This window comes from Pseudomonas sp. AC169, assembly GCF_979258515.1.
The window spans coordinates 4,664,228-4,676,501 of sequence record NZ_OZ409866.1 but is presented as its reverse complement, the minus strand read 5'-3'; the positions used below and the strand labels follow the sequence as shown (position 1 = coordinate 4,676,501).

The following is a 12,274-nucleotide window of genomic DNA, read 5'->3' as shown; positions in this document are numbered from 1 at the left end:
CAAGGAGAAACCGATGCAACTGACGCGCATTGCCCAAGCCGTTCTGCTCAGCCTGTTCGCCAGCCACGCCGGCGCCGCAACGCTGGAAAGCACTCGCACGCAAATCGCCGAACAAGCGCAAAAGCTCGAACCGGAACTGCTGGAAACCCGCCGCGACATCCACGCCCATCCAGAACTCGGCAACACGGAAAAACGCACCGCCGAGCTGGTCGCCAGACAACTCAAGGCCATGGGCCTGGACGTCAAAACCGGCGTCGCCCGCACCGGCGTGGTCGCCGTCCTCAAAGGCGCCCTGCCCGGCCCGACCGTGGCCCTGCGCGCCGACATGGACGCGCTGCCGGTCAAGGAAGTCGCCGACCTGCCGTTCGCCTCGAAAGCCAAAGGCACCTACCTCGGCAAAGAAGTCGACGTGATGCACGCCTGCGGCCACGACGCCCACACCGCAATCCTGCTGAGCACGGCGAAAATTCTCACAGGCATGCGCGACACGCTGCCCGGCACCGTAGTCTTCTACTTCCAGCCCGCCGAGGAAGGCCCGAGCGACTTCATCCCCGACGGCAAGAACACCTGGGGCGCGAAGATGATGGTCGAGGAAGGCGTGATGAAATCACCGAAACCCGACGCCGTCTTCGGCCTGCACGTCTGGGCCGGCGTTCCCGCTGGCCAGATCGCCTACCGCCCCGGCGCCACCCTGGCCAGCTCCGACGACCTGCGCATCAAAATCCTCGGCAAACAGACCCACGCCGGCCGCCCCTGGGACGGCATCGACCCGATCACCGTCGGCGCACAAACCATCGTCGGCCTGCAAACCGTGGTCAGCCGCCGCACCGACATCTCCTCTTATCCCTCAGTGGTCAGCATCGGCACCATCAATGGCGGCACGCGCTACAACATCATTCCCGAATCGGTCGACATGACCGGTACGATCCGCTCCTACGACTATGGCATCCGCCAGAAACTGCATGCCGACGTCCGCCAGACCGTGGAAAAAATCGCCGAGAGCGGCGGTGCGAAAGCGGATGTCACCATCATCGAAAAATACGACCCGACCATCAACAACCCGGCGCTGACGGAAAAAATGCTGCCGACCTTGAAGTGGGCGGCGAAGGATGATGTGGTGAATGCACCCCTTGTGGGCGGCGCGGAAGATTTTTCGTTCTATGCCAAAGAAGTGCCGGGCCTGTTTGTGTTTCTCGGCGTGACCCCGAGAGATCAGGACATGAGCAAAGCTGCGCCGAATCACAATCCGGGGTTCTTTGTGGATGAGTCGGCGCTGGTGGTGGGCGTGAGGACATTGGCGTCGTTGGCGACGGATTATCTGTATGCCAATGCGCGGGTCGACAAATAGAGATGAGATGACTGTAGGGGCGCTTTCGCGAGCAAGCTCGCTCCCACAGGGATTGAGTACATACGACAGAGATTGGTCGGCTGTCAGGCCGCCATCGCGAGCAGGCTCACTCCTACAATTGGATTGAGTACATACGACAGGGATTGGTCGGCTGTCCGGGCGCTTTCGCGAGCAAGCTCGCTCCCACAGGGATTGAGTACATACGACGGGGATTGGTCGGCAGTCCGGGCGCTTTCGCGAGCAGGCTCGCTCCCACAGGGATTGAGTACATACGACAGAGATTGGTCGGCTGTCCGGGCGCTTTCGCGAGCAAGCTCGCTCCCACAGGGATTGAGTACATACGACAGAGATTGGTCGGCTGTCCGGGCGCTTTCGCGAGCAAGCTCGCTCCCACAGGGATTGAGTACATACGACGGGGATTGGTCGGCTGTCCGGGCGCTTTCGCGAGCACGCTCGCTCCCACAGGGATTGAGTACATACGACAGGGATTGGTCGGCTGTCCGGGCGCTTTCGCGAGCAGGCTCACTCCCACAGGGATTGAGTACATACGACGGGGATTAGTCGGCTGTCCGGGCGCTTTCGCGAGCAGGCTCGCTCCCACAGGGATTGAGTACAACCGACAGAGATTGGTCGGCTGTCAGGCCGCCATCGCTGGCAAGCCAGCTCCCACAAGGATTGAGTCCAAACCGGTAAACCTACATCGCCTCTGCTTCTCACCACTCAACACAATGAGCGCAAGCTCGAGTACCGCTCTTGATCTTGCCGTGCTGGCCCCTTCGGCAGGCTGAGTGGAGGGATTGATCCGGGTGTGGGAGCGCAGCGACCGTTCGACGAAGTCGAACACATCGAGAGGAGGTGCAGCGAAGCAAACCGGAGGCGATGCGCCCGGATCGATCCCGGAGCGAAGGAACCCCGAGCCCCAGCGAGCGGGCCGAACGCCGGGGCCCAGCGTTTTGGTTACTTTTGGGCGTCTGCAAAAGTGACCCGCTGTAAGAGCGGAACCGCCACCCGCAACACCCAAAACAACGGATATTCACCCAAAACCCCAAGAGCCTGGTCGGCCCACAGGCCGCCAAGGCCAAAGCCTCAAACCACATCAACCCCAACGTGAATCGCATCATGCCGCCAAAACTCCAGATCACAATCAATCAACCGCTCATGCTGATCATAATTAACCCGAGCAATCCGCAACCCCGGACTCCCCACCGACACCCGTAAAGCCGCCGCCGCATCCACCGACAACGACGTAGGCACAATCTCAAAGCGTACCCGCCCATAGTGCAAATCGTAATGCCGCGCATACAACTCGGTCATCGACTGATTCAAATCAAACTCAAGAATCCCCGGGAAAAACTGCGGATTCAGATAGTGCTCCACATACAACACCAACCGCCCATCAATGCGCCGCGACCGGCAAATCTGAATCACGCTCGACAACGCCGGCAACTGCAACCACGCACACACCGCCGCCGAAGCCGGCTGCAACCGCGCCGAAATCACCTCGGTCGACGGCACTCGCCCCTGCGCACTGACCATCGCGTGAAAGTGACTGCGCTGCATCAGGTTGTACGCCAGACGCGGCGGCGAGACGAACCAGCCACGGCGCTCCTCACGATAAATCTGCCCCTGCGCCTCCAACTGCAACAACGCCTCACGCACGGTAATCCGCGTCGTGCCGAACAACTCACTGAGCTTGCGCTCGGCCGGCAACTTGCTGCCCGCCGCCAGCAACCCGTGATCAAGCTGCTCCTGCAACACCTGACCAATCGCTGTCACCGCTTTCGTTGCCTCATCGCGCATCAACGTTACCTATCTGGACTAGACCAGCACTGTTTCAGGGCAAAAACCCACGGCCGACGAACCGTTTCCGTGTGTTGCAAGCCTAGGCAGTGCAGATGACCGAGAGATGACAAAACTACCGAACGGTCGTCCTCAAGACTTGCAATACATCGGCCAATTCCCTGCTCTGCGGGGCTTTGAGCATGGTCTACGCTTACTTGGCACCCGCCGATACCGGGCAAATAAACGGCCTGCCGCAGGGCTTCCGACATCAAAGTGTCATCCAGCCCCCTTAAATTGGCTCAGGTATTGCTGACCTAGACCAACCCACACCGCAATCGCAGCGTTGAACACGACCAAGGAGCTTCGGAATGAAACAGCTTTTCCTGGCAACACTGTTAGGCTCGACCATTGCAATGTGCACCTCGGCCATGGCCGCCGGCACCGATCTGAAAACCCTCGAAGCCGCTGCGAAAGCGGAAGGCGCCGTCAACAGCGTCGGCATGCCGGATGACTGGGCCAACTGGAAGGGCACCTGGGAAGACCTGGCCAAGACCTACGGTCTGAAACACATTGATACCGACATGAGCTCGGCCCAGGAAATCGCCAAGTTCGCCGCAGAAAAAGACAACGCCACCGCCGACATCGGCGACGTCGGTGCGGCCTTCGGCCCGATCGCGGTCAAGCAAGGCGTGGTGCAACCGTACAAGCCAAGCACCTGGGATCAAGTTCCGGAGTGGGCCAAGGACAAGGACGGCAACTGGGCACTGGCCTACACCGGCACCATCGCCTTCATCGTCAACAAAAAGCTGCTGCACGGCTCCGAAGTGCCGACCAAATGGGCTGACCTCAAGGGCGGCAAATACAAGGTCTCGATCGGTGACGTGAGCACGGCCGCTCAAGCGGCCAACGGCGTTCTGGCTGCGGCACTGGCCAACGGTGGCGACGAGAAAAACATCAAGCCTGCCCTGCTCCTGTTTGCCGACATCGCCAAGCAGGGTCGCCTGTCGATGGCCAACCCGACCATCGCCACCATGGAAAAAGGCGAGATCGAAGTCGGCGTGGTCTGGGACTTCAACGGCCTCAGCTACAAAGCCAAGATGGCCAACCCGGATGACTACGTGGTGCTGATCCCGTCCGACGGTTCGGTGATTTCCGGCTACACCACGATCATCAACAAGTACGCAAAAAACCCTAACGCCGCCAAGCTGACCCGCGAATACATCTTCAGCGACGCCGGCCAGACCAACCTCGCTCGTGGCAATGCGCGTCCGATCCGCGCCGAACACCTGCAATTGCCGGAAGACGTGAAGGCCAAACTGCTGCCGAACGAACAGTATAAAAAGGTCACCCCGATCAAAGACGCCGATGCGTGGGAAAAGACTTCGAAGGCCCTGCCACAGCAGTGGAACGAAGAAGTCATCGTCGAGATGAAATAAAGCGGCTGATCACTACTGCGTGATCTGTTGAAGATCCAAATGTGGGAGCGAGCCTGCTCGCGACGGCGTCGTGTCAGTCGACATCAATGTTGAATGATCCGCCGCATTCGCGAGCAGGCTCGCTCCCACAGGGGATCTCGGCTGAATCTGAAATTTCCTGTTTTCGCGGAGTTTTTGCCCCTATGAAGCACAACGTCATCCTTGTCGTGCTCGACGGTCTCAACTACGAGGTCGCGCGTCACGCCATGGGGCATCTGCAGGCTTACGTTGGCGCAGGACGCGCCGCACTCTATCAACTGGAGTGCGAGTTGCCGGCCCTGTCCCGACCGCTTTATGAATGCATTCTCACCGGCGTGCCGCCGATCGACAGCGGCATTGTCCACAACAACGTCTCGCGCCTGTCCAACCAGCGCAGCATTTATCACTACGCCCGCGATGCCGGTCTGAAAACCGCTGCAGCGGCGTATCACTGGGTCAGCGAGTTGTACAACCGCTCGCCGTTCGTTGCCGCGCGCGACAGGCACACCGACAATCTGTCGCTACCAATCCAGCACGGGCATTTCTACTGGAGCGATCACTACCCGGATTCGCACCTGTTCGCCGACGCGGAAAACCTGCGCCTGCGCCACGATCCGAACTTCCTGCTGATCCACCCGATGAACATCGACGACGCCGGGCACAAACACGGTCTCGACTCTTCGCAATACCGCAACAGCGCGCGCTTCGCCGACATCATCCTCGCCGACTACCTGCAGAGCTGGCTCGACGCTGGCTATCAAGTGTTGGTGACCGCCGACCACGGCATGAACAATGACCGCTCGCACAACGGCCTGTTGCCGGAAGAACGCCAGGTGCCGCTGTTTGTCCTCGGCGATGCGTTCAGCCTCAACGCCGATGCCGCACCGAAGCAGACCGAAATCTGCGGCACTGTCTGCGAACTGCTCGGCGTGCCCCACGACAAACCTGTGTGCCGGGAGTTGCTCAAGTGAACTCAATGACTCGCGGCAAATGGCTCGCGGCGCTGTGCCTGGTGCCCTTCGCGCTGTTCTTTATCGTCTTCGAAATCGCCCCGCTGGTCTGGGTGATGATCAACAGCCTGCAATCGGAAGAGTTCGGCTGGGGTTTCGCCAATTTCAGCAAGATCTTCAGTTCGAAGTTTTATTTACAGGCCATCCAGTACAGCCTCGAAATCAGTTTCTGGTCGAGCGTGTTCGGCATCATCATCGCCGTACTCGGTGCGTATTCGCTGCGCCGCGTTGACTCGAAACTGCGCAACTTCGTCAACGCCTTCGCCAACATGACCAGCAACTTTGCCGGTGTGCCTCTGGCGTTCGCGTTCATCATCCTGCTCGGTTTCAACGGCAGCATCACCATCATGCTCAAGCAGTCGGGGATCATTCAGGATTTCAACCTGTACTCGAAGACCGGGCTGATCATCCTCTACACCTACTTCCAGATTCCCCTCGGCGTGCTGCTGCTTTATCCGGCTTTCGACGCCTTGCGTGAAGACTGGCGCGAGTCCGCCGCGCTGCTCGGTGCCAATGGCTGGCAGTTCTGGCGGCACATCGGCTTACCGGTGCTGACCCCGGCGCTGCTCGGTACGTTCGTGATCCTGCTGGCCAACGCCCTCGGCGCCTACGCCACGGTCTACGCGCTGACCACCGGCAACTTCAACGTCCTGCCGATCCGGATTGCAGCGATGGTCTCCGGCGATATTTCCCTCGATCCGAATCTGGCCAGCGCGTTGGCCGTGGTGCTGGTGGCGCTGATGACCATCGTCACCGTCGTGCATCAACTGCTGCTGAAGAGGAGCTACCATGTCTCGCGCTGAATCCGGCCCGGCCGGCCTCTACCACCGCGTCGTGGTTTATCTGCTGTTCGCCATCCTCTTGCTACCACTCGTGGGCACGCTGGTCTATTCGATCGCCAGCAGTTGGTCGGCAACCATTCTGCCCAGCGGCTTCACCTTCAAGTGGTACATCCAGTTGTGGAGCGATCCGCGTTTCCTGCACGCATTCGGCCAGTCATTGCTGGTCTGCGTCGGCGCGCTGGTGCTTTCAGTCGTGCTGATCCTGCCGCTGCTGTTCGTGGTGCATTACCACTTCCCGAAACTCGATGCGCTGATGAACATCCTGATCCTGCTGCCCTTCGCGGTGCCGCCGGTGGTGTCCTCGGTGGGTCTGTTGCAGTTGTATGGTTCCGGGCCGATGGCGATGGTCGGCACGCCATGGATTTTGATTGGCTGTTACTTCACCGTGGCGTTGCCGTTCATGTACCGGGCAATCACCAACAACCTGCAAGCGATCAACCTGCGCGACCTGATGGACGCTGCGCAACTGCTCGGAGCCAGCACCTTTCAGGCAGCGTTTCTGGTGGTGTTGCCCAACCTGCGCAAAGGCCTGATGGTCGCGCTGCTGCTGTCGTTCTCGTTCCTGTTCGGTGAATTCGTGTTCGCCAACATCCTCGTCGGCACACGCTACGAAACCCTGCAGGTTTATCTGAACAACATGCGCAACAGCAGCGGCCACTTCACCAGTGCGCTGGTCATCTCGTATTTCTTCTTCGTGCTGGTCCTGACCTGGATCGCCAACATCTTGAACAAGGACAAAAGCGAATGAGCTATGTCAGCGTCCAACACCTGCAGAAAAACTACGCAGGCACCACGGTGTTCAGCGACATCAACTGCGAGATCAACAAGGGCGAATTCGTCACCCTGCTCGGCCCGTCCGGTTGCGGCAAATCCACCCTGCTGCGTTGCATTGCCGGCCTGACGCCAGTTGATGGCGGCAAGATCCTGCTCGATGGCGTCGATATCGTGCCGTTGAGTCCGCAGAAACGCGGGATCGGCATGGTGTTTCAGAGCTATGCGCTGTTCCCCAACATGACCGTCGAGCAAAACGTCGCCTTCGGTTTGCGCATGCAAAAGGTCAACGCCGACGACAGCCATAAACGCGTTTCCGAGGTGTTGAAACTGGTTGAACTGAACGACTTCGCCAGCCGCTATCCGCATCAGTTGTCCGGAGGCCAATGCCAGCGCGTGGCCCTCGCCCGTTCGCTGGTTACACGTCCGCGTTTGTTACTGCTGGATGAGCCGCTGTCGGCCCTCGATGCACGGATTCGTAAACACCTGCGTGAACAGATCCGTCAGATTCAACGCGAACTCGGCCTGACCACAATTTTCGTCACCCACGATCAGGAAGAAGCGCTGACGATGTCTGACCGAATTTTCCTGATGAATCAGGGAAAAATCGTACAAAGCGGCGATGCCGAAACCCTCTACACCGCCCCCGTCGATGTATTCGCCGCCGGCTTCATCGGCAACTACAACCTGCTCGATGCCGACGACGCATCGAAGCTGTTGCAGCGCCCGATCAACCACCGCATCGCCATTCGCCCGGAAGCCATCGAGCTGAGCCTGGAAGGCGAACTCGACGCGCAGATCCGCAGCCACAGCCTGCTCGGCAACGTCATCCGCTACCGGATCGAAGCGCGCGGCGTGGAACTGGTGGTGGATGTGCTCAACCGCTCGGCCGCCGACCTGCATCCCGACGGTCAGCGTCTGGCGCTTTCCATCGATCCGACGGCCCTGTGTGAGGTAGCTTAAAAGCAGCTGCAAGCTTCGAGCTACAAGCTTCAAGTTGTAGACTGCGGCGCAGCTGATTCCAATTCTTGCAGCTCGAAGCTTGTAGCTCGCAGCTGTTCTCGGAGAGAACTGATGGCCCTGGCAATTTTTGATCTGGACGAAACCTTGATCCACGGCGACTGCGCCACTCTTTGGAGCGAGCAGATGGGGCGCCTCGGCTGGGTCGATCCCGAGTCGTTCATGCGCAAGAACAACGAACTGATGGACGCCTACAGCCACGGCAAATTGCGCATGGAAGAGTACATGGAGTTCAGCCTCGAACCGCTGATCGGGCGCACGCCGGAAGAAGTCGATCATCTGGTCGGGCCGTGGGTTGAAGACTTTATCGAACCGATCATCTTCAGCGACGCGACCAAGACCATTGCCGCCCACCGCAAGGCCGGCGACCGGATTCTGGTGATCTCGGCGTCGGGCACGCACCTGGTCAAACCGATCGCTGACCGACTGGGCATCGATGAAATTCTTGGTATCGAACTGGAAGTCGCCCATGGTGTTTACAGCGGCCACACCGTTGGCACTCTGACCTACCGCGAAGGCAAGATCACCCGTTTGCTGGAATGGCTGGATGCTGAGGAAGAGAATCTGGAAGGCGCAAGCTTCTATTCCGACTCGCGCAATGATTTGCCGTTGTTGCTGAAAGTGGATTTCCCGCACGTGGTGAATCCGGACCCAGTGCTGCTTGAGCACGCCGAAAAATCCGGCTGGCCGATCCACCTCTGGAAATGACAAAGATTTAATCTGCAATGGCACGCCATCCCGAACCTGAGTTCAACTCGATGCCTCAGGTCGATGTAGCTCGACAGCACAACCCGGTCAGTCCCCTCTCCCTTTGGGAGAGGGTTAGGGTGAGGGGCTTTTTTTCGGTTCTTAACTCAGACTGTCGTCAATCACCAATACCAGCTTTCCGGAAACCTTGTTGCTCGCCAGCTCCGCAAACGCTGCCTCGGCATCCTTCACCGGGAAAGCCTTGGCCAACTGCGGACTCAAGCGCCCTTCGGCAAACAGCGGCCACACCTGCTGACCCAGGTCACTCAACAAATCCGCCTTGAACTGATCACCACGGCTGCGCAACGTCGAGCCCAGCAGTTGCACACGCTTGGCCAACACCTGCGCCAGATCCAGTTTCGCCTCGCGGCCGCCCATCAAACCGATCAACACCCAACGCCCATCCAGCGCCATCAGCTTGAGGTTCAACGTCGAATAATTGCCGCCGACCGGGTCAAGAATCACATTGAACGGCCCGAAATCACGCAGGCTCTCCAGATCATCGCTGCGCAGCACCCCGCCCTGTGCGCCCAGCGCCTCGCAATAGGCCAAACGTTCGGCCGAACCGACGCTGACCCAACACGGATTGCCAAACGCCTTGCACAACTGAATGGCGGCTGAACCGATTCCACTTGCGCCGGCATGCAGGAGAACTTTCTCACCCGGTTTGAGCGCCGCAAGTTGAAACACATTCAGCCAGACTGTTGCATAAACCTCAGGCAATGCAGCGGCCTCGATCAGCGAAACGCCTTCGGGAACCGGCAGCACGTGCCGTCCGTCGACGACCACCTCTTCGGCCATGCCGCCCCCGGCCAGCAAGGCGCAAACCCGATCGCCGACCTGCCAGGCACTGCCCGCGCCGACCTCACTGATGACCCCGGAGCACTCAAGACCGAGCACTTGGCTGGCCCCTGGCGGTGGTGGATAAAGCCCTGCTTTCTGTAATAAATCGGCGCGATTGAGGCCCGCTGCCGCCACTCGAATGCGGACTTGTCCTACATCGCACGTAGGACTCGGCTCTTCAACCCATGCCACTTGACCGTCAACGCCTTGCAATGCCTTCACAGTGCCTCCATAGTGAGTCTGGACTGAGCCCGAAGCTGTAGCGCCGGGCTTTTTGCATTATGCGACCGGCTCTCGTAGAACCGGCGACTTCAAAGACGGCCTAATATGCGTTATCAATTGTCCCCGCGTCGAATCAGCATGAAGCATTTGCTCCCCAGCACCGCCCTCGCTCTTTTCATCGGTATCGGTTTGTTGCCGGTGTCGGGCAATACATTCGCAGCCAACAGCTGGGACAAATTGCAGCCTGATCGCGATGAAGTCATCGCCAGTCTGAACGTCGTCGAGTTGCTCAAGCGTCACCACTACAGCAAGCCGCCGCTCGACGATGCGCGCTCGGTGATCATCTACGACAGCTACCTCAAGCTGCTGGATCCGTCGCGCAGCTACTTCATGGCCAGCGACATCACCGAATTCGACAAGTGGAAGACCCAGTTCGACGACTTCCTCAAAAGCGGCGACCTCAACGCCGGGTTCACCATCTACAAGCGCTATCTGGACCGCGTCAAGTCGCGTCTGGACTTCGCCCTTGCCGAGCTGAACAAAGGCGTCGACAAGATGGACTTCAACACCAAGGAGACCTTGCTGATCGATCGCAAGGACGCCCCTTGGCTCAAATCCACCGCAGAACTCGACGACCTGTGGCGCAAACGCGTCAAGGACGAAGTGCTGCGGATGAAGATCGCCGGCAAAGAGCCGAAGCAGATCCAGGAAACCCTGACCAAGCGCTACAAGAACCAGTTGGCGCGCCTGGACCAGACCCGTCCGGAAGACATCTTCCAGGCGTACATCAACACCTTCGCAATGTCGTACGATCCGCACACCAACTATCTGTCGCCGGATAACGCGGAAAACTTCGACATCAACATGAGCCTGTCCCTCGAGGGCATCGGTGCCGTGTTGCAGAGCGACAACGACCAGGTGAAAGTCGTGCGTCTGGTGCCTGCTGGCCCGGCCGACAAGACCAAACAGGTCGCCCCGGCCGACAAGATCATCGGCGTTGCCCAAGGCAACAAAGAGATGGTCGACGTGGTCGGCTGGCGTCTGGACGAGGTGGTCAAACTGATCCGTGGTCCGAAAGGCACCGTGGTGCGTCTGGAAGTGATTCCGGCGAGCAATGCGCCGAACGACCAGACCACCAAGATCGTGCCGATCACCCGTGAAGCGGTGAAGCTCGAAGACCAGGCCGTGAAGAAATCCGTGCTCAACCTGAAACAGGACGGCAAGGACTACAAACTCGGCGTCATCGAAATTCCAGCTTTCTACCTCGACTTCAAGGCGTTCCGTGCCGGTGATCCGGACTACAAGAGCACCACCCGCGACGTCAAGAAGTTGCTCACCGAACTGCAGAAAGACAAAGTCGACGGCGTGGTCATCGACCTGCGCAACAACGGCGGCGGTTCCCTGCAGGAAGCCACCGAGCTGACCAGTCTGTTCATCGACAAAGGCCCGACCGTACTCGTGCGTAATGCCGATGGCCGTGTCGACGTACTTGAAGATGAAAACCCGGGCGCGTTCTACAAAGGCCCGATGGCGTTGCTGGTCAACCGCTTGTCCGCCTCGGCTTCGGAGATTTTCGCCGGCGCCATGCAGGACTACCACCGCGCGCTGATCATCGGTGGCCAGACCTTCGGCAAAGGCACCGTGCAGACCATTCAGCCGCTGAACCATGGCGAACTGAAACTGACACTGGCCAAGTTCTACCGGGTTTCCGGTCAAAGCACCCAGCATCAGGGCGTATTGCCGGACATCGACTACCCGTCGCTGATCGACACCAAGGAAATCGGCGAGAGCGCACTGCCGGAAGCCATGCCGTGGGACACCATCCGCGCAGCGATCAAACCGGCGGCCGACCCGTTCAAGCCCTTCCTGGCTCAGCTCAAGTCCGAACATGACACGCGCACCGCCAAGGATGCCGAGTTTGTATTCATCCGTGACAAGCTGGCCCTGGCGCAGAAACTGATGGAAGAAAAAACCGTCAGCCTCAACGAAGCCGAGCGCCGTGCCCAGCACAACGACATCGACGCCAAGCAACTGGCGATGGAAAACATCCGTCGCAAAGCCAAAGGCGAAGAACCGCTCAAAGAGCTGAAGAAAGAAGACGACGACGCCCTCGCGGCCGCTGACCCGGACAAGGTCAAACCAGAAGACGATGCCTACCTGAGCGAAACCGGGCGCGTCCTGCTGGATTACCTGAAGCTGAGCAATCAGGTGGCCAAGAAGTAAAGTGATGGCAAT

General features: G+C 59.3%; 10 protein-coding genes. 8 read left to right on the top strand and 2 right to left on the bottom strand.

Going from position 1 to position 12,274, the window contains the following annotated elements; translation table 11 throughout:
- Positions 1-13 precede the first annotated feature (13 nt).
- Entirely contained in the window at positions 14-1,348 is a 1,335-nt protein-coding gene (locus tag ACZZ0G_RS21010; RefSeq protein WP_463557391.1) for an amidohydrolase, read from the top strand.
- 1,086 nt (positions 1,349-2,434) lie between these two features.
- On the opposite strand, the gene ACZZ0G_RS21005 is transcribed toward ACZZ0G_RS21010, so the two are convergent.
- Positions 2,435-3,148 (bottom strand): UTRA domain-containing protein, encoded by a 714-nt coding sequence (locus ACZZ0G_RS21005; protein ID WP_007916338.1) that lies wholly within the window; start codon positions 3,146-3,148, stop codon positions 2,435-2,437.
- 350 nt (positions 3,149-3,498) lie between these two features.
- Here ACZZ0G_RS21005 and ACZZ0G_RS21000 point away from each other — a divergent pair, with 350 nt between their 5' ends.
- The 6 genes from ACZZ0G_RS21000 to ACZZ0G_RS20975 all read left to right on the top strand — a co-directional run bounded on the left by ACZZ0G_RS21000 (position 3,499) and on the right by ACZZ0G_RS20975 (position 8,935).
- The gene (locus ACZZ0G_RS21000; protein ID WP_463557390.1) at positions 3,499-4,566 is read left to right on the top strand and encodes an ABC transporter substrate-binding protein; all 1,068 of its coding nucleotides are present in this window, start codon (positions 3,499-3,501) and stop codon (positions 4,564-4,566) included.
- Between the two features lie 182 nt (positions 4,567-4,748).
- Entirely contained in the window at positions 4,749-5,555 is an 807-nt protein-coding gene (locus tag ACZZ0G_RS20995) for an alkaline phosphatase family protein (protein ID WP_449123254.1), read from the top strand.
- Positions 5,556-5,560: 5 nt separating this feature from the next.
- Positions 5,561-6,397 carry an ABC transporter permease gene (locus tag ACZZ0G_RS20990; protein ID WP_172604543.1) on the top strand — a complete coding sequence of 279 codons (837 nt, stop codon included), beginning with the start codon at positions 5,561-5,563 and terminating at the stop codon, positions 6,395-6,397.
- On the top strand, positions 6,384-7,184 hold the full coding sequence (locus ACZZ0G_RS20985; RefSeq protein ID WP_007916333.1) for an ABC transporter permease: 801 nt from the start codon (positions 6,384-6,386) through the stop codon (positions 7,182-7,184). The genes ACZZ0G_RS20990 and ACZZ0G_RS20985 overlap by 14 nt, the downstream gene beginning before the upstream one ends.
- On the top strand, positions 7,181-8,170 hold the full coding sequence (locus ACZZ0G_RS20980; RefSeq protein ID WP_016983773.1) for an ABC transporter ATP-binding protein: 990 nt from the start codon (positions 7,181-7,183) through the stop codon (positions 8,168-8,170). Before ACZZ0G_RS20985 ends, ACZZ0G_RS20980 begins: the two co-directional genes overlap by 4 nt.
- Positions 8,171-8,281: 111 nt before the next feature.
- Complete coding sequence (locus ACZZ0G_RS20975; protein WP_463557389.1) at positions 8,282-8,935, top strand: HAD family hydrolase; 654 nt, start codon at positions 8,282-8,284, stop codon at positions 8,933-8,935.
- Between the two features lie 141 nt (positions 8,936-9,076).
- On the opposite strand, the gene ACZZ0G_RS20970 is transcribed toward ACZZ0G_RS20975, so the two are convergent.
- Entirely contained in the window at positions 9,077-10,039 is a 963-nt protein-coding gene (locus tag ACZZ0G_RS20970) for a zinc-binding dehydrogenase (protein WP_463557388.1), read from the bottom strand.
- Between the two features lie 138 nt (positions 10,040-10,177).
- On the opposite strand from ACZZ0G_RS20970, the gene ACZZ0G_RS20965 reads away from it, so the two are divergent.
- A complete protein-coding gene (locus ACZZ0G_RS20965) occupies positions 10,178-12,262 on the top strand; it encodes a carboxy terminal-processing peptidase (RefSeq protein ID WP_463557387.1) in 2,085 nt (694 codons plus the stop codon).
- Positions 12,263-12,274: the final 12 nt, after the last annotated feature.

Coding starts and splice junctions, on each gene's coding strand:
- ACZZ0G_RS21010 (WP_463557391.1), top strand. CDS start 14: ATGCAACTGACGCGCATTGCCCAAGCCGTTCTGCTCAGCCTGTTCGCC.
- ACZZ0G_RS21005 (WP_007916338.1), bottom strand. CDS start 3,148: ATGCGCGATGAGGCAACGAAAGCGGTGACAGCGATTGGTCAGGTGTTG.
- ACZZ0G_RS21000 (WP_463557390.1), top strand. CDS start 3,499: ATGAAACAGCTTTTCCTGGCAACACTGTTAGGCTCGACCATTGCAATG.
- ACZZ0G_RS20995 (WP_449123254.1), top strand. CDS start 4,749: ATGAAGCACAACGTCATCCTTGTCGTGCTCGACGGTCTCAACTACGAG.
- ACZZ0G_RS20990 (WP_172604543.1), top strand. CDS start 5,561: ATGACTCGCGGCAAATGGCTCGCGGCGCTGTGCCTGGTGCCCTTCGCG.
- ACZZ0G_RS20985 (WP_007916333.1), top strand. CDS start 6,384: ATGTCTCGCGCTGAATCCGGCCCGGCCGGCCTCTACCACCGCGTCGTG.
- ACZZ0G_RS20980 (WP_016983773.1), top strand. CDS start 7,181: ATGAGCTATGTCAGCGTCCAACACCTGCAGAAAAACTACGCAGGCACC.
- ACZZ0G_RS20975 (WP_463557389.1), top strand. CDS start 8,282: ATGGCCCTGGCAATTTTTGATCTGGACGAAACCTTGATCCACGGCGAC.
- ACZZ0G_RS20965 (WP_463557387.1), top strand. CDS start 10,178: ATGAAGCATTTGCTCCCCAGCACCGCCCTCGCTCTTTTCATCGGTATC.